This is a genomic window from Streptomyces sp. NPDC079141 (genome assembly GCF_040686775.1).
Taxonomy (GTDB): domain Bacteria; phylum Actinomycetota; class Actinomycetes; order Streptomycetales; family Streptomycetaceae; genus Streptomyces.
Window position 1 is genome coordinate 897,572 of the sequence record NZ_JBFBLP010000002.1, and the last position, 16,784, is coordinate 914,355.

The window sequence follows — 16,784 nt, forward strand, 5'->3', positions numbered from 1 at the left end:
CCCGGGAGCGGGCTGGCTAAGGTGCCGTCCATGAGCGATCGAGCGGTGCTGCATGTCAGGGGCCGGGTCCTGGTCGGACCCGACGACATCCGCGACGAACTGTGGGTCGTCGACGGCCGGATCTCCTACGACCGTCCCGTCGGCGCCCGGGACGTGCGCACGGTGACGGGCTGGGCGCTGCCCGGCCTGGTCGACGCCCACTGCCATGTCGGCCTCGGCGCGCACGGCCCGGTCGAGAAGGACGTGGCCGAGAAGCAGGCGCTCGCCGACCGCGAGGCCGGCACCCTGCTCATCCGCGACGCGGGCTCGCCCTCCGACACCCGCTGGGTCGACGACCGCGACGACCTGCCGAAGATCATCCGCGCGGGCCGGCACATCGCCCGCACCCGCCGCTACATCCGTGGCTACGCCCACGAGATCGAGCCCGAGGACCTGGTCGCGTACGTCGCCCAGGAGGCCCGGCGCGGCGACGGCTGGGTGAAGCTGGTCGGCGACTGGATCGACCGCGACCTGGGCGACCTGGCCCCCAGCTGGCCGCGGGAGGCGGCCCGGGCGGCCATCGCCGAGGCCCACCGCCTGGGCGCCCGCGTCACCGCCCACTGCTTCGCCGAGAGCTCCCTGCGGGACCTGGTGGAGTCCGGCATCGACTGCATCGAGCACGCCACGGGCCTGACCGAGGACCTGATCCCGCTGTTCGCCGAACGGGGCGTCGCGATCGTCCCGACCCTGGTCAACATCGCCACCTTCCCCAAGCTCGCCGACGGCGGCGAGAGCAGGTTCCCCCGCTGGTCGACCCATATGCGCCGACTCCACGAACGCCGCTACGACACCGTCCGCGCCGCCTACGACGCCGGCATCCCGGTCTTCGTCGGCACCGACGCCGGGGGCACGCTGCCGCACGGCCTGGTCGCCGCCGAGGTCGCCGAGCTGGTCACCGCCGGCCTTCCGGCCCGGGACGCCCTCGCGGCGACGACCTGGGCGGCCCACGCCTGGCTGGGTCGCCCAGGCCTCGACGAGGGCGCCCCGGCGGACCTGGTCGTCTACGAGACGGACCCCCGGGCCGACGTACGCGTCCTCGCGGCACCGCGCAGGATCGTCCTCGCGGGACGCGTCGTCGGTTGACGGAGCGTGACCGGCCGGGGTGACGGATCGTTCTGCACTCCGGCTCGCGCGACCCCCGGCTGCGGACTTGCACCGGTGCGGCGGTGAACGGGTGGAACACCCGTGCCGCGCGAATCGAAAAGGTTCACGGAAAACCCACGATGGAGTGAAGTGGCGCCGGAACGCTGACTGTTCACTCTGAGTGCGTAATTCTGTCCGGGTCCCAAGCAAGTCTCTCTGGGGGTCCCACCACCTTGAACGGCAACAACTTCCGCATGCCCGCACGCCGTTTCGCCTCCGTCGCGGCGGCCACGGCCCTGGCCGCCGGACCCACGGCGCTGGCCGCCGCCGGCCCCGCCCAAGCGACCGGTGAGCAGGGCAGCGCGAGCGCCGTCGTGCTGCGCACCGGGCTCGACGTGTCCCTGCTCAACAAGACCGTGAACGTCCCGCTCGCGGTCTCCCTCAACGAGGTCCAGGCCCCGCAGAGCGCCGAAAAGACCGCGCTGACGGCCCAGTTGGACGGCGTCGACGGCGGACAGCCGTTCAGCGTGCTGCGCGCGGACGTGGCCTCGGCGAAGGCCACGGTCACCGACACCCGGGCCGAGGGGTACACCAACCTCGCGCACGCCGAGATCCATGTCCCCGGCCTGCCGCTGCTGTCGCTCGTCGAGGTCGAGGGCGTCACCTCGAAGGCGACCTGCGAGGCCGGGAAGACACCGGAGGCCTCCGCCAACCTGCTCGGCTCGGTGACCGCACTCGGCAAGAAGGTCACGCTCACCGCGGGCGGCCCCACCCATGTCGAGGTGCCCGGCGTCGGCGAGGTCCGCCTGGACCTGTCGAAGACCGAGACCACCTCCCGCACGGCAGCCGCCACCGCCCTCGAACTCACCGTCTCCGTCAACCCGTTGAAGCTGAACGTGGCCGAGGTGACCGGCACCGTCACCCTGGCGAAGGCCACCTGCGAGGCACCCGAAGCGCCCGCCGCGGCACCGGGCCAGGAACCCGCCTCCGAGGTCGAGCCGCAGGGTGCCCCGGCCGAGGCGGGGCTCGCCGAGACCGGCGGCAGCTCGACGACGCCGTACCTCGCCGGCGGGGCGATCGCGCTGCTTGTTGCGGGCGGGGGAGCGGTGGTGCTGGCGCGCCGGCGCGGGTGAGTCAGACCGGCTGCGCGGGCGGCGGACGGCGCGGCGACTCGGTGCGGTCCGGGTCGGTCCGTATCTCGTCGCCCATCGCCTCCACCGCCTCGCGCAGCAGGCCCAGGCCCACGAGGTTGACGAGGAGCAGGCCCAGCCCGTAGGCCTTCTGGGCGTCCGACATCTCGCTCTCGGCGAGCGACTCGTTCGCCACCGCGAGCTTCTGCTGCTCCTCCTGCGGGCTGTTCTGGAGCAGGGCCAGGCAGAAGGAGGGCAGAGCCAGCCGCGCCTTCTCGTACGAGACACCGCGCATGATCTGCACGACCTGCCGGGAGCGGTCCCGGCCCCGGGCCCGGTCGACCCCGCGGTCCGCGACGGACAGCAGCGTGCTGAGGATCGACGACGGGCCGATGCCGACGTCCTGGCCGCTGACGCGAATGGTGAACAGCGAACTGCGCAGCACCGTCGGCGCCCCGAAGAAGGCGACGAGCACCTGAGTGGTCTCCACCGTGCCCGGTTCCGACGCGCCGAAGGTCAGGTCGAAGGTGTGGACGAGCAGCAGGACACCGCCCGAGGCGGCCGCGTTGATCGCGACGTACATCCACGCGCTGACCACCCACAGCAGCGCCGACGGGCGGTCCCGATAGCGGGAGAACAGCTCCACCAGCCCCACCAGGGCCCCTCCGCCACACGCCACCACGTAGTCGAGCAACAGCCGTCCCCCTTTTCGGCAGTCCGCGGTCGTTCAATGGGCGGGCGTTCAGCCCCGCAGGTCCGCTACGAGCGCCTGGAGAGCGGAGGTGACGGCGATCATCGGGGACACGTTCCCGACACCGATACGGACCGCCTCCAGCAGCGCGCCGAGGAGCGTGAAGTTCGGCGACTCCTTCGCCGCCTCCGCCGTCGCCTCCGTGATGACGTCGCGGACCGCCTCCGGGCTGGGCAGCTCCTGCGCATGTTCCTCGGCCTGGTCCGACAGATGGTGCAGCAGTTCCAGGAGCGCCCGGCGCCGTTCGTCGGAGTACGCGCCGGAGACCCGGCCCGAACTCGTCACGTTCTGCTGGTGACGGATCGCGTTGGACGTGTTGAGGAATGTGCTGAACGGATCCGCCATCAACTTCCCCCTCCGCCGGCCGCACAGGAGGTCATCCCACCAACTCGCGTGCCGTAACCGTCCGGGCGGTAGTGCATATGAGGCGATGGTACGGGAAGAACATGAGGCACGTCACAAGCGCACAAACGGGGGACCGATGCCGGAACACGTAGCCGGGCTGCCCGGTTTCGAGAACTGGGGCGAGCTGACGAAGATCGGAAGCGGCAGCTGGGCGGACGTCTACTCGGGGGTCGACCCGGAAGCGGGCGAGATCCGGGCCGTCAAGATCATGAGGGTGGAGGGTGACGAACCCGATCCGTACGCCGCGGCGCTCTTCAGCCGCGAGACCGGGATCTGTCTCGCCCTGGTGCACCCCAACGTGGTGCGCGTGCACCGCACCGGGGAGTCCGGCGGACGGCCCTGCCTGGTCATGGAGTACTGCGGCCTCGGCAGCCTGGAGGACCGGGTCGCCCGGCACGGCCCGCTGCCGGTCGCGGAGGCGGTCCCGCTGTTCCTGGACCTGCTCGACGGACTGGCCTACGCCCACCAGGCACCGCTGGCCACCGTGGATGCCCAGGGGGAAGCGGTCACGGTCCACGGCATCGTGCACCGGGACGTGAAGCCGTCGAACATCCTCCTCGCGCAGCAGGTGGACCGCACGACGGCCAAGCTCTCGGACTTCACGCTCGCCAAGGCCTGCGAGGCGGCCGGCCTCACCAGCATCACCCGCACCAGGGACTGGGGCGGCACCCCGGCCTTCATGCCCCGGGCGCAGGCCGTGGACTACAAGCGGGCGACACGCGGCGTCGACGTCTGGGGGGTCGCCGCCTCGCTCTACCTCGCCCTGACCGGCCGGGCACCGCGCGATCTCCCGCCGGACAGGGACCCATGGCTGGCCGTGCTCGAAACCCCGCTGGTCCCGCTCGCCGACCGGGGCAGGCCGATGCCCAAGGCCCTGGCCGACCTGGTGGACGAGACACTGCGGGCGGACCTGGTGCCGCCCACCCTGTCCGCGGCCGACCTGCGCGGCGCGCTGGCGGCGTTCGGCTGACGCCCGGTGAAAGGGGGGCGGACATGACCAACCAGGGGGCGTACATGACGGGGGCGGACATGACCAACCGACAATCTCATGCCGACGACGTACTGGACGGCTTCGTCGTAGAACGCCGACTCGGGCGCGGAGTGAGCACCGTGGACCTGGTCCGCGACGTGCGCACCGAGGAACGGTACGCGGTGAAGCACATCCGCACCCGGACCGCCGCGGACTCCGCACTCGCCCTCCAGGAGGCCCAGCGCTGGGTCGGGCTGCCGGAACACCCGTACATCACGGCCTGCCACTTCACCCGGCTGGGCAGCCGGCACCTCGCCATCTTCGGTGAGTACGTGCCCGGCGGCTCCCTCGCCGAGTGGCTCCTCGGCCGGAGCCGGCCCCCGGACGACCGGGCCGCGACGCTGTCGGCGGTGCTCACCATCGCCGCCCAGACCGCGTGGGCGCTGGACGCCGCCCACGCGTCGGGCACCCTGCACCTCGACGTGAAGCCCTCCAACATCCTGCGCACCGACGACGGTACGGCGAAGCTGACCGACTTCGGGGTCTCCAGCCACGCCTGGTCCCGCGCCGAACTGCACGACCGCCGGCTGAAGGCCTGGCTGACCGAAATGGTCGGCCCCGACACGAAGTTGGAGGAGCACACCGAGGAACTGGCCGCCACCCTGGAGGAGATGAGGCGCGACCTGGGCCTGGGCACCGGACCGGACGCCCCCGCCATCGGCCGCCGCTCCCTGCCGTACGCCTCACCCGAACAGGCCGAGGGGCGTGCGCTCAGCGCGGCCACGGACGTCTGGAGCTGGGCGGTCACACTGCTGGAGATGCTGGTGGGCGAGCGGACCTGGCAGTCGGGCACCGTCGCCCCGTACGTGCTGCAAGCCACCGTGCAGGCCCCGCTGCGGCCGCAGTCGCTCATCCTGCCGCGCCCGCTCGTCGACGTACTCGCCGCGTGCTTCCACCCGGATCCCGAACAGCGCCCGCAGGAGATGGACCGACTCGCGGAACGGCTGCTGGAGATCGCCGCCGAGGAGACGGGCACGCCGGTCTCCCTGACCGCGCCGCCACGGCCGCGGCAGGAGGTGTCGGACTTCCGGCTGGAGGACCGCCGGATGCCCGGAGGCGCGTTCTGGTGGAGCGGACGGGACCTGTTGCTGAACGCCAGCGAACTCACCGGGCGGCCCTACGCGCAGACCCTCCCGTTCTGGCCCGGCACCGAAGGGGGCATGAAGTCCCGGCTGCTCCAGGAACTCAACGCCATCAACGAGGCACACCGCATGGTCGTCGAGGCGCCGGCGCCCCTCACCCCGGAACGCGCCGAACTGGCCCGCCAGGCCCTGCTGTCCGCGGCCCGCGTGCTGACCCGGCTGGGCGACGCCCGGGGAGCGATCGCCAAGTACCACGAGTGCGTGGCGCTGTTGGGCGACGAGCCCACACTTGAGCTGGGCGACGTGCTGTCCTCGCTGGCCAACCACCTGTACAACGTGGGCGAGTCGGCGGAGTCCGCACGGATCAGCGAGCAGGCGCTCGCCGTGGTCCGCCGGCTGCCGGAGTCGCCGGAATCCCGCTCACTGCTGTCCGTGGCACTCACCAGCAAGGCGCGCAGTGTCACCGACCCGGAGGAGCGACTGCAACTCGCCCAGGAATCCTTCGACACGGCCGTCGCCGTAGGGGACCTGTCCGGAGCGGTCATGACCGCCCTCAACCTGGCCTACTCCCTGAAGGACCTGGACCGGGACGAGGAAGCCCAGGCCCGCTTCCGGCAGGTCGAAGGGCTGCTCGACAGCAAGGACCCGGTGGTCGACCTGGATCCGGCCCGGCGCGCGGAGATCTGGTTCTCGCTCGCCCAGCAGCGCGTCGTCGATCCCGCTCCCGCCCTGCGCCGCGCGTCCCGGGCACACGAGATCCTCCGGCAACTGGTGGCCCGCGGACGCGGCGACCTGCTCGGCCCGCTCGCGGAGACGGAGTTCTTCACGGGGCAGATCCACGAATGGCTGGGGAACAAGGCCAGGGCGGCCGACGCCTTCACCAGCGCGCGCCGGCATCTGGAGTCCGCGGTGCGCACGGACGGCAGGGCCTCCCTCGTCCACGATCTCGCCCAGGCCTGCGACCACGCCTCGGCAGTGCTGTGGGACGACTCCCCCGAGCGGGCCCTCGAAGCGGCCACGGCAGGGCTTGCCCGGTGGGTTCAGCTGACGGAACTCGAAGGCCTGGACCGCTGGGGCGTCGAACTGGTGGAGACCTACCGCAAAACGGGGATCGCCCACCTCAAGGCCGGGCGGACCAGCACGGCGGAGGAGTACTACGCCAAGGGACTCGACCTCACCGAGCACCCGGACTTCCCGGACTCGCCCCTCGGCCGCACCGCCGAGGCAGCCATGTGCCGTGAGATCGCGATCCTGCGCCGACGGGCCGGAGACCGGGAAACGGCACGGCAGTTGTGTGCGAGGGCGCTCGGCCTGGTGGACGTGACGGACAACCGCAATCACGCCCACATCCGGATCCTCACCCGCTATCTGCTCGCCAACCTGTACTACGACGAGCACCGGCACGAGGAGTCCCTGCGCATGGAAGTCGACAACATGGTCGACATCGAGGCCGCCGTGGCGCAAGGCACGCTCCTTGAGGACCAGTTCGCCGAGGGCGCACTGCGGGTGGCGGTGGCCGCGGGCAACTTCGGTGACCTGTCGCTGGCCGTCACCTCGGGCGAGGCCGCCGTGTCGATCTACCGCCGGCTGGCCGAAGAGGGCCGCGGTCTGCACGACGCAGCCGGCCGTACCGCCGCCAACCTCGCCGAGGACCTTATCCAGCTTGGCCGTCTCCCGGAGGCGGAGCGACTGCTGGACGAGGCGCTGCAACACCTTCGGACGGCGGACCGCGGCCGGGAGACCCCGACCGACCTGCACCTGGCAAGCGGCACGCCGAGGTCTGCCGTCATCGAGCAGGGGGCCCGCAAACTGGAAAGGATCCGCGTCTGCCTCTCCGCCTCCGCCGGGGCGGAGGTCCACGCCCTGCTGTTCGCCATCGGCGACAGCCTGAAGGAGACCTCCGACGTGATCCAGGCCAGGGGCACCGACACCTCCGCCTGGGGTCATCTGACGGAGTGCGTGGGCATCCTCGACTGGGTCAGGGAGACGCACGGCGGATTCCTCGCCCGACTCCTGCACTCGGAGTCGGCGTTCCGGAAGGGGATGTTCGCCGCACAGGCCGACCGGGATGCCGCCGCCGAGCACGCCTACCGAGCCGCGGCGGACGGCTTCCACGCCCTCCTCAGCGACCACGCGCAGGACATCGGGGACGACGGCCCGCACTTCGCCGAGATGTGGCTGCGCACCCTGATGTTCCTGATGGAGACGCAGGTCAAGCGCGGCGACACCACGACGGCCCAGCACACCTGGGCCGAACTGGAGGCATCGGCACGCGCGGTCGCCCCGGAGCAGACCGAGCACTGGTCGGAGTGGGCCGCACAGCGCTGGAACCAGGGCCGCGCAGCGGCCTGGCACGCCGACCCCGAGGGCCCGGGCCATCACCGCTGGGACATCGAGGACGATCCCACCGACGACGTCCCGGACTCGGCGCCCGATCCGGCGCCGTAAGAGAGGTGGAAGCCCCGTCGTCCGGCCCCGGGGAAGGGGCCCTGCTCAGCCCCGCCCCGACCCCAGTGCCCGATCCGGCGCGGTGAGGACGGAGCGGACCGTCGCCCGGCCCCGAACGGTCGGCCGGGGCCGTGACTCAGCGACGATCCGGCGCCGTGAAGGCGGTACGGTTGCCCGGTCCCGAACGGGCCGGCCGTAGCCACTGCCCGTCGGGCCGGGGAAGGCCCCGCTCAGCCCCGCCCCGACCCCAAGGCCCGATCCAGCGCCGTAAGGAACGAGCTGACCGTCCCCCGGTCCCGTACAGCCAGCCGCAGCCACTCCTCGTCGAGGCCCGGGAAGGTGTCCCCGCGCCGTACCGCGAATCCCAGCTCGCGCAGCCGCCCCCGGACTGCGGCCGCGTCCGGCAGCCGTACCAGGACGAAGGGGCCCTCGGCCGGTTCCGCGACCCGCACCCCCCGCGCAGCGAACGCGCCGAGACCGGCCACGAGATGGGCGCGGTCGGCGGCGATGCGGTGGGCGGCGTGGGCGGCCTCGGCCAGTGCCTGTGGCTCGACGCAGGCCTGCGCCGCGGCGAGTGCGGGGGAGGACACCGGCCACAGGGGCTGGGCCCGCTCCAGGTCCGCGATCGTCTCCGGCGCCGCCAGGACGTAGCCGATGCGCAGCCCGGCAAGACCCCAGGTCTTGGTCAGGCTGCGCAGCACGACAAGGCCGGGCACGTCCGTGCGCCCGGCCAGCGCCTCCCGCTCGCCCGGCACCGCGTCCATGAACGCCTCGTCCACCACCAACGTCCGCCCCGGGCGGGCGAGTTCGGCGATCGTGGCGGCCGGGTGCAGTACCGACGTCGGGTTCGTCGGGTTGCCGATCACGACCAGGTCGGCGTCCTCGGGAACGGCCGCCGGATCCAGCCGGAACCCGTCCTCCGCCCGCAGCAGCACCCGGTCGACGGTGTGCCCGGCGTCCCGCAGCGCGGCCTCCGGCTCCGTGAACTGCGGGTGCACCACCACGGGTTGACGCACCTTCAGGGCGCGCGCGAGCAGCACGAACGCCTCCGCGGCACCCGCCGTCAGCAGCACCCGCTCCACCGGCAGCCCGTGCCGGGCCGCCACCGCCGCCCGCGCGGCCCGCCCGTCCGGGTAGGCCGCGAGCCCGGCCAGCGACCCGGCGATCCGCTCCCGCAGCCACACCGGAGGCGTGTCCGCGCGGACGTTGACCGCCAGGTCGACCAGCGTCGAACCGTCGTCACGGACCTCGGCGTCCCCGTGGTGCCGCAGATCGTGGCCCTCAGTGCGCATGGGAGTGTGCGTGCCCTCCGTGATGGTGGTGGTGATGACCGTCGTCGTCCGGGTGGAAGTGCGGCTGCTGCGGCAGCCCGACCTTGTCCTCGAAGCCGGGCAGCGCGATCCGGTACACACACGAGTCGCAGTTCATCCGCAGATCGCCCTTGATGGCCTCCTCGTACCGCTCCATCACCAGGTCCAGCAGCTCCGGCTCCGGACCGATCACATCGGCGGACCGCACCTCGACCTCGGGGTGCGCGGCCGCCCAGCCCTCGGTCTGCTGCCGCACCCGGTCCGGGAGGATGCCCGTGAACAGGAAGTAGGGGAGTACCACGATCCGACGTGCGCCCAGCTTGACGCACCTGTCCAGGCCGCTCGGCACGTCCGGCGCCGCCAGCGACACGAACGCCGTCTCCACGCCCGCGTAGCCGCGGCCCTCCCACAGCAGCCGCGCCGCCTTGTACACCTCGGCATTGGCGTCCGGGTCGGTGGAGCCGCGCCCGACGAGCAGCACGGTCACGTCCGAGCGGTCGCCGGGCGTGCGCTCGGCGGAGCCCAGCGCCTCGTCCAGCCGTCGCTCCAGCACGCGCAGCAGCGACGGGTGCGGGCCCAGCGGACGGCCGTAGGTGTACGAGATCCCGGGGTGCCGCTCCTTCTCGCGGGCCAGCGCCGCGGGGATGTCCCCCTTGGCGTGCCCGGCGGACACCAGCATCAGCGGAACGGCGGCGAACCGGCGTACGCCCCGCTCCACCAGTTCGGTGACGGCATCGCCCAGCGGCGGCGGGGACAGCTCGATGAAGCCGCCCGCGACGGGCAGCTCGGGGTGGCGGGCGCCGAGTTCCCGGACGAAGTCGCGGAACGCCTCGGCTCCGGCATCGTCCCGGGTGCCATGGCCGGCGATGAGCAGGGCGGGCGGCGGGGTGGTCACGGGTTCTCCTCAGACGGAACGGGGTGGTACAGCAGGGCGTTGAGCGCGGCGGAGGCAACCGCCGACCCGCCCTTCTCGGACACGTTGCTCACGGCGGGCAGCCCGCTCTCGCGCAACGCGGCCTTGGACTCGACCGCGCCGACGAAGCCGACGGGCAGGCCGATGACGAGGGCCGGGGCGGCATCGAGGGTCAGCAGCTCCTCCAGGGCGGTCGGCGCGTTGCCGATCACCCACAGAGCGCCTGGACCGACCCGGTCGTACGCCAGCCGGATCGCATGCGCCGAACGGGTCAGACCCGGCCCGGCCACCGCGTCCTTCAGCCGGCAGACGGTCTCCCGCCGGGTGATCCCGGCCGCGACCATCTCCACGTCCACGACGACGGGCGCGCCGGCATGCAGCGCGAGGTGCGCCTTCGCCAACTCGCCCTCGTCCATGACGAGATCGCTCGCGTACTCCAGATCGGCGGCGGAGTGGATGACCCGCTCCACCACCGCCCGGGTCAGCGGCGGAAAGTGCGAGGTGTCCAGCCGGGCGCGCAGCCGCCGGTAGGACTCCACCTCGATCGGATGGACGACGCGGTTCACTCGACCCCCTCCTGCCAGCGGTAGCCACGCGGCGTCACCATGCGCCCCGCGATGTTCCGGGTCGCCGTGTTGCCCACGGTCACGACCGTCATCATGTCGACCGTCGCCGGGTCGAGTGCGGCCAGCGAGGTGAGCCGGCTGGATTCGTCGGGGCGGGACGCGTTGCGCACGACACCGACCGGCGTGGCCGGCTCCCGGTGCTCGGCGAGGATCGCCAGCGCCTTGGGCAGCTGCCAGTCACGGCCCCGCGAACGGGGGTTGTAGAAGGTGACCACGATGTCCGCCTCGGCCGCCGCCCGCACCCGCCGCTCGATGACCTCCCACGGCGTGTGCAGGTCGGACAGGCTGATCGACACATGGTCGTGGCCCAGCGGCGCACCGAGGATCGCCCCGGCGGCGAGCGCGGCCGTCACGCCGGGCACCCCGATCACGTCGATGTCGTCGGAGGCCTCGGCGAGCGCGGGCGAGGCCATGGCGTACACGCCCGCGTCACCGCTGCCGATGAGCGCGACGGCCAGCCCCTTGCGGGCCTCCGCGACAGCTGTCCGCGCCCGCTCCTCCTCCGCGCCGAGCCCCGACTCCAGGACCCGGGTGCCGGGCCGCAGCAGATCGCGGATCTGGTCGACGTACTGGTCGAGCCCGACGAGCACCGAAGCGCGCCGCAACTCCGCCTTCGCGCGCGGCGTCAGCAGATCCCGGGCACCGGGCCCGAGCCCGACCACCGCGAGCCGCCCGCGCCCGGCACGCCGTACGACGGCACAGGTGGCCATGGCGGGCTGAGCGGCCGACTTCCGCTTGGGCACGAGGAGTTCGCCCCCGCCGATCAGCGCGGCGGCCTCCGCCACGGACGGCGTTCCCACGGCGGCGAGCGGCGCGTCCGACGGGTTGGGCACCTCGACGCCCGCCAGCTCCTCGGCCGAGTACGTCACCACCGGCACCCCGAGACGCCCAGCGGCCCCGACGATCCCCGCCTCCTCCGACTTGGCGTCCACAGTGGCGAGTTCGGCGACGCTACGAGGAGACAGTCCCGCCTCCCGCAGGGTCCCCTCGATCAGCCCCAGCACCTCCTCGACGGGCGCGCCCTTGGAGGCGCCGACGCCGACGACGAGCGTGGGCGGGCGCAACAGCACCTCACCGTCGGCGGGTTCACCCGCACGATCGGTCACCCGGACCCGCCGGTCCCCCTCGGCCGCGAGCGGCAGCGGCGGCAACGGCCACGCCACCTCCGTGGCCAGCGCCACCGGCTCCCCGTCCAGCAGGGCCCGGCTCACCCCGGCGACATCACCCTCGTAGGGCAGCCCGAGGGTGTCCAGACCGGGGATGCCGACCGCGTCCGTCGCCGTGGTCACGACCGGCTCGGCGGCCAGCAACTCGCCCACCTCGCGGGCGAGTTCATTGGCGCCGCCGCCGTGCCCGCCGAGCAGCGACACGGCGAACCGCCCGCCCTCGTCGACGCACACCACACCCGGGTCGGACGCCTTGTCGCCGAGCAGCGGCGCGACCAGCCGCACCACCGCCCCCGTGGCCAGGAAACACACGAGCTGCTCGCACTCCGCGAACGCGGCCCGCACGGCGTCCCCCACGGGACCCTCGTACACACGCGTCCGCTCCGGCCACGCCGCAGCCAGCCGGTCCCGCGCAGCCGCCCCCGCCGCGGTGGCGGAAATGAGGCCGATCACAGAGCAACTCCTTCATGAGAGACGGGGCTTCTGACTCCCCACAACAGGAAAACGGGGTTGGTCGCCGCCAGCCGGGACACATCCCCGGGCAGCGGCGCCAGCCGCGACGACTGCAACAGCACCCCGTCGCAGTCGAACCCGGAGCCGACCAGCGCGGCACGCGCCGCCGGCACCCGGTCGAGCGCGGCCATGGCGACCACCACGGTCCGCCGGGCCCGCCGCGCGCACGCGGTCACGAGCGCGGGCAGCTCGCGCCCCCCGCCCCCGATGAACACCGCGTCGGGATCGTCGAGATCGGACAGCACCGTCGGCGCCGCCCCGTGCACCGCCCGTACGTCCACGCCGTGCGCGGCGGCGTTGGCGCGGATGCGCTCCACCCCGTCCCGGGTCTTCTCCACCGCGGTGACGGCGGCGCCGAGCCGCGCGCACTCCACCGCCACGGACCCCGAGCCCGCGCCGATGTCCCACACCAGCTCGCCGAGGCGCGGACCGAGCCGGGCCAGGGCCAGCGCCCGCACCTCGAACTTGGTGATCATCGAGTCGCGGTGGGCGAACTCGGTCTCGTCCAGGGCCCATCCGGCGGGCCCGGCCGGCGGACCGGCGACCGTACGCACCGGCCCCAGCAGCCGCGTCTCGTCCAGGCTCAGGACGACACTCACCGCCGTACCCCAGTCCCGGACCGCGGCCTCGGCCGGCGTGACCCGCTCGACCCGCTCCTGCGCGGTGCCCAGCGCGGAGGCGACGACGAGGACCCGCGCATCGGACCTGAGGGCCGCCCCCAGTTCCGCAGGACCGGACCCCGGACCCGTCAGCACGGCCACCTTCGGCCGCGCCCGGCACACGTTGACGGCCGTCCGCAGCTCCCGCCCGTGCGCACTGACGACGACGGCGTCGTCCCACGGCAGCCCGACCCGCGCGAACGCGGCGGCCACGGAGGACACCCCCGCCCGCACATCGAGCCGCTCCGACCCGAACCGCTCGGCCAGCGCCCGCACGATCCCGAAGAACCCGGGGTCGCCCGAGGCCAGCACGACGACCCGGCCCTGCTTGTCCAGATGCCGTTCGATCACATCGAGCGCGGGCGCCAGCGGCCCGAGCACGACCCGCTCGGCGTCCTCCGGCACCGCGGCGGCGTCCAGATGCCGCCGCCCGCCCACGACCAGCCGGGCCCCGGCCAGCACCTCGGCGGGAACCGGCGCCCCCGTCCCCGTACCGAAGACCGTGATCACGTACTCGCACCCCGCTCGCGCAGCGCCCTGCGGGCCTGCGGGTCGGCCTTGCGGTAGCCGTGGAAATGGCCGGGGTGGTACAGGTGCGAGCGAGTGCCGTGCGCGTCGAGCGCCGGGCCGACCAGGAACAGCGTGTGCTTCCAGAGCTTGTGCTCCTTGACCGTCTCCTCCAGGGTGCCGATCGTGCACCGCACGAGCAGTTCCTCCGGCCAGGTCGCCTGGTACGCCACCACGACGGGAGTGTCGGTCGGATAGCCGCCCTCCAGCAGCTCCCGCACCAACTGCCCGCTGCGGGCGGCCGACAGGAAGATCGCCATCGTGGTGCCGTGCTTGGCGAACTCCCGCACCTCCTCCCCGGGCGGCATCGGCGTCTTCCCGCCGCCGAGCCGGGTCAGCACGACGGACTGCGCCACCTCGGGAATCGTCAGCTCGCGCTGCGCGAGCGCGGCGACCGCGGAGAACGCGGAGACGCCGGGCACGATCTCGGTGGCGATACCGAGCTCGGCACACCGGTCGAGCTGCTCCTGGGTGCCGCCCCACAGGGCGGGATCGCCGGAGTGGATACGGGCGACGCGCAGCCCCTCCCGCCGCGCCCGCTCGTACACACCGACCACGTCCTCCAGCGACATGGTCGCCGAGTCGAGGATCTCCGCGTCCTCGCGCGCATGCTGGAGGACCTCCGCCTGGACCAGGCTGGCCGCCCAGATCACGACGTCGGCCTCCGCGATGGCACGCGCGGCACGGAACGTCAGCAGGTCGGCGGCGCCGGGGCCGGCACCGACGAAGGTCACCTTGCCGGTGGGGGCGTCGGCCATGGGTTCGGGTCCTCTCGTACGGAACTTCATCGGGGGATGTGAATGTGCGCGCAGCGGCGCCGATCGGATACGAAGAGCACATGGCGGTCTTCGTCGCGCTCGGCGCGTTCCTGATGACGCTGGCCGGCGGCTGGACGGCGCAGCGCGTCACGGACCGCCGCCATCTCGTGCTGGGCCTGGCCGGCGGCCTGATGCTGGGCGTGGTCGGCCTGGACCTGCTGCCGGAGGCGCTGGAGGTAGCCGGCGAGGAGATCTACGGCGTACCCGCCGCCCTCCTCCTCTTCGTGGCCGGCTTCCTGATGGCCCATCTGGTGGAACGCCTGCTGGCAGCCCGTCAGGCCGCCCACGGCGCCGAGGAGAAGAACGGCCGGGCCCCCGAGGTCGGCCTGACGGCAGCCGCGGCGATGGTCGGCCACAGCGCGATGGACGGAGTGGCGATCGGCGCGGCGTTCCAGGTGGGCGACAGCATGGGCACAGCCGTCGCTCTCGCGGTGATCGCCCACGACTTCGCGGACGGCTTCAACACGTACACGATCACAAGCCTGTACGGGAACGCCCGCCGCAGAGCCCTCGCGATGCTGTTCGCGGACGCGGCGGCCCCGGTGCTGGGCGCGGCCTCCACGCTGCTGTTCACCATCCCGGAACACCTGCTCGGCGGCTACCTCGGCCTCTTCGGCGGCGCGCTGCTGTATCTCGCGGCGGCCGAGATCCTGCCCGAGGCCCACCACGAGCACCCGGCCCGCTCGACCCTGCTGTGCACGGTCGCGGGGGCGGGCTTCATCTGGCTGGTGGTGGGCGTGTCCGGCTGACCCGCCTCTCGCGGGACTCACAGCTTGCCGCCCCGCCCGCCCTCGCGCCGCGCGGGCGCGATGAGCGTGGAGAGGTACGGCAGCGGAGTGCCGTCGAGCTCGGCCGCGGGCCGGATCGACTCCTCGGGCAGCCCGAGCGCGGCCCCCCACACGGCGTCGTCGAGCCGCCCGCTCTCCCGCAGCGCCTCGGCCACCTCACCGGCCTGCCGCCCGAACTTGTAGGCGACGACGGTCCCCGGCCCGGCGAGCGCCTCCTTGAGCACGGCGGCCCCGGCAGTGACCGGAACCAGCGTCAGCGGCTCCGTCCCCTCCGTCAGCACGGCCCCCGACCGGGAGGCGAGATCCTGCATCGCGGTGATCCCGGGCACGGTCTCCACCACGGTCCCCGGCACCAGCTCACCGATCGTCTGGGCGAGATAGGTGAAGGTGGAGTACACGTTGGGATCGCCGATGGTGGCGAAGGCGACGACGGAGCGCTCGCGGAGCAGCTGCGCAACCCGCGCCCCCGCCGCGTCCCAGGCGGCCTCACGCCGCCCCCGGTCGGTCCGCTCATTGAGCGCGAACACGACCCGTACGACCTTCTCCTCCGGCACGTAGTGCAGGACCGTGGCCTCGGCCCGCCCCCGCTCCCCGGTGTCCATGACGGGCACCACGACGACATCGGCGGCCCGCAGAGCGTTGACGCCCTTGACGGTCACCAGCTCCGGATCCCCGGGCCCCACACCGACCCCGACCAACCTGCTGCTGCTCATGACGTCCGGCACCTCTCCACGAACCGACGGGCTACACCGGGCGCGGACGCCCAGTGCGTGTGCAGATAACTCGCGTGCACACCTAGTTGTACGAAACCTTCGACACGCCGCTGAGGGGCGCGCACCCCCCACGCGGGAGCCGCCCCGGCGCCCGGCTCGACGACGGTCCGATGAAACTCGTGCCCCCGCATGCGCTCCCCGGCGGCCACGAGCGAACTGTCACTGAGCGCAACGGCGTCCCGATACCCGAGCGTGAGCCGCTCACTCATCCGAGCGGTCGCGTCGAGCACCCCGCACATGGGCTGCCCGTCGAGCTCACGACAGAGATAGAGCAGCCCGGCGCATTCGGCGGCGACGGGGGCACCGGACTCCGCGAGGGCAGCGACAGCCTTGCGCAGGGGCTCGTTGGCGGACAGCTCAGCGGCATACACCTCGGGAAAGCCCCCACCGATGACCAACCCACGTGTTCCGTCCGGCAGTTGCTCGTCCCGCAGCGGGTCGAACGTGACGACTTCGGCCCCGGCTGCGGCGAGCAACTCACTGTGCTCGGCGTAGGAGAAGGTGAAGGCGGACCCACCGGCGAAAGCGACGACGGGCCTGTTGCGGCGCCGCCGGTCGGCACTTCCAGCCCGTCCGGAGTCTGAGGACGAGGTCATCCCCGTGCCGATCCCCGGCCCACCCGCGGGGGCGGTGTTTTCAGCCTGTCCGGAGCTTGAGGACGAGGCCATCCCCGTCCCGATCCC

General features: G+C 73.0%; 14 protein-coding genes and 1 pseudogene. 5 read left to right on the forward strand and 10 right to left on the reverse strand.

Annotated elements, in window-relative coordinates:
- The first annotated feature begins 30 nt into the window (after positions 1-30).
- Together AB0Q90_RS09200 and AB0Q90_RS09205 are read left to right on the forward strand one after the other, a co-directional pair.
- Positions 31-1,122, forward strand: a complete 1,092-nt coding sequence (locus AB0Q90_RS09200; protein WP_363164824.1) for an amidohydrolase family protein — start codon at positions 31-33, stop codon at positions 1,120-1,122.
- Between the two features lie 233 nt (positions 1,123-1,355).
- The gene (locus AB0Q90_RS09205; protein WP_363164823.1) at positions 1,356-2,255 is read left to right on the forward strand and encodes an SCO1860 family LAETG-anchored protein; all 900 of its coding nucleotides are present in this window, start codon (positions 1,356-1,358) and stop codon (positions 2,253-2,255) included.
- Position 2,256: 1 nt separating this feature from the next.
- On the opposite strand, the gene AB0Q90_RS09210 is transcribed toward AB0Q90_RS09205, so the two are convergent.
- Positions 2,257-2,946, reverse strand: a complete 690-nt coding sequence (locus AB0Q90_RS09210) for a hypothetical protein (protein ID WP_363164822.1) — start codon at positions 2,944-2,946, stop codon at positions 2,257-2,259.
- A gap of 48 nt (positions 2,947-2,994) precedes the next feature.
- Positions 2,995-3,348, reverse strand: coding sequence for a hypothetical protein (locus AB0Q90_RS09215; RefSeq protein ID WP_363164821.1), 354 nt, complete (start codon positions 3,346-3,348; stop codon positions 2,995-2,997).
- Positions 3,349-3,484: 136 nt separating this feature from the next.
- Here AB0Q90_RS09215 and AB0Q90_RS09220 point away from each other — a divergent pair, with 136 nt between their 5' ends.
- Entirely contained in the window at positions 3,485-4,378 is an 894-nt protein-coding gene (locus AB0Q90_RS09220; protein WP_363164820.1) for a serine/threonine-protein kinase, read from the forward strand.
- A gap of 23 nt (positions 4,379-4,401) precedes the next feature.
- The gene (locus AB0Q90_RS09225; RefSeq protein WP_363164819.1) at positions 4,402-7,968 is read left to right on the forward strand and encodes a serine/threonine-protein kinase; all 3,567 of its coding nucleotides are present in this window, start codon (positions 4,402-4,404) and stop codon (positions 7,966-7,968) included.
- Positions 7,969-8,198: 230 nt separating this feature from the next.
- On the opposite strand, the gene cobC is transcribed toward AB0Q90_RS09225, so the two are convergent.
- Genes cobC through cobM form a run of 6 tightly spaced genes read right to left on the reverse strand, consistent with a single transcriptional unit; the run spans position 8,199 to position 14,480 of the window.
- Positions 8,199-9,260: an Rv2231c family pyridoxal phosphate-dependent protein CobC gene (gene cobC, locus AB0Q90_RS09230; RefSeq protein WP_363164818.1), complete on the reverse strand. Its 1,062-nt coding sequence runs from the start codon at positions 9,258-9,260 to the stop codon at positions 8,199-8,201.
- On the reverse strand, positions 9,250-10,173 hold the full coding sequence (locus tag AB0Q90_RS09235) for a sirohydrochlorin chelatase (RefSeq protein ID WP_363164817.1): 924 nt from the start codon (positions 10,171-10,173) through the stop codon (positions 9,250-9,252). The genes cobC and AB0Q90_RS09235 overlap by 11 nt, the downstream gene beginning before the upstream one ends.
- The gene (locus AB0Q90_RS09240; RefSeq protein WP_363164816.1) at positions 10,170-10,757 is read right to left on the reverse strand and encodes a precorrin-8X methylmutase; all 588 of its coding nucleotides are present in this window, start codon (positions 10,755-10,757) and stop codon (positions 10,170-10,172) included. The genes AB0Q90_RS09235 and AB0Q90_RS09240 overlap by 4 nt, the downstream gene beginning before the upstream one ends.
- Complete coding sequence (gene cobJ / locus AB0Q90_RS09245) at positions 10,754-12,436, reverse strand: precorrin-3B C(17)-methyltransferase (protein WP_363164815.1); 1,683 nt, start codon at positions 12,434-12,436, stop codon at positions 10,754-10,756. Before cobJ ends, AB0Q90_RS09240 begins: the two co-directional genes overlap by 4 nt.
- On the reverse strand, positions 12,433-13,665 hold the full coding sequence (gene cbiE, locus AB0Q90_RS09250; RefSeq protein ID WP_363164814.1) for a precorrin-6y C5,15-methyltransferase (decarboxylating) subunit CbiE: 1,233 nt from the start codon (positions 13,663-13,665) through the stop codon (positions 12,433-12,435). Before cbiE ends, cobJ begins: the two co-directional genes overlap by 4 nt.
- Positions 13,662-14,480 carry a precorrin-4 C(11)-methyltransferase gene (gene cobM / locus AB0Q90_RS09255; protein ID WP_363164813.1) on the reverse strand — a complete coding sequence of 273 codons (819 nt, stop codon included), beginning with the start codon at positions 14,478-14,480 and terminating at the stop codon, positions 13,662-13,664. The genes cbiE and cobM overlap by 4 nt, the downstream gene beginning before the upstream one ends.
- Positions 14,481-14,560: 80 nt before the next feature.
- Here cobM and AB0Q90_RS09260 point away from each other — a divergent pair, with 80 nt between their 5' ends.
- Complete coding sequence (locus AB0Q90_RS09260) at positions 14,561-15,289, forward strand: ZIP family metal transporter (RefSeq protein ID WP_363164812.1); 729 nt, start codon at positions 14,561-14,563, stop codon at positions 15,287-15,289.
- Positions 15,290-15,306: 17 nt separating this feature from the next.
- On the opposite strand, the gene cobI is transcribed toward AB0Q90_RS09260, so the two are convergent.
- Complete coding sequence (gene cobI, locus AB0Q90_RS09265; protein WP_363164811.1) at positions 15,307-16,053, reverse strand: precorrin-2 C(20)-methyltransferase; 747 nt, start codon at positions 16,051-16,053, stop codon at positions 15,307-15,309.
- Positions 16,038-16,693, reverse strand: a pseudogene (locus AB0Q90_RS09270) (cobyrinic acid a,c-diamide synthase); the annotation flags it as partial. The gene cobI and the pseudogene AB0Q90_RS09270, both read right to left, overlap by 16 nt.
- Positions 16,694-16,784 lie beyond the last annotated feature (91 nt).

Coding starts and splice junctions, on each gene's coding strand:
- AB0Q90_RS09260 (WP_363164812.1), top strand. CDS start 14,561: ATGGCGGTCTTCGTCGCGCTCGGCGCGTTCCTGATGACGCTGGCCGGC.
- cobC (WP_363164818.1), bottom strand. CDS start 9,260: ATGCGCACTGAGGGCCACGATCTGCGGCACCACGGGGACGCCGAGGTC.
- AB0Q90_RS09225 (WP_363164819.1), top strand. CDS start 4,402: ATGACCAACCAGGGGGCGTACATGACGGGGGCGGACATGACCAACCGA.
- AB0Q90_RS09215 (WP_363164821.1), bottom strand. CDS start 3,348: ATGGCGGATCCGTTCAGCACATTCCTCAACACGTCCAACGCGATCCGT.
- AB0Q90_RS09200 (WP_363164824.1), top strand. CDS start 31: ATGAGCGATCGAGCGGTGCTGCATGTCAGGGGCCGGGTCCTGGTCGGA.
- cobM (WP_363164813.1), bottom strand. CDS start 14,480: ATGGCCGACGCCCCCACCGGCAAGGTGACCTTCGTCGGTGCCGGCCCC.
- AB0Q90_RS09220 (WP_363164820.1), top strand. CDS start 3,485: ATGCCGGAACACGTAGCCGGGCTGCCCGGTTTCGAGAACTGGGGCGAG.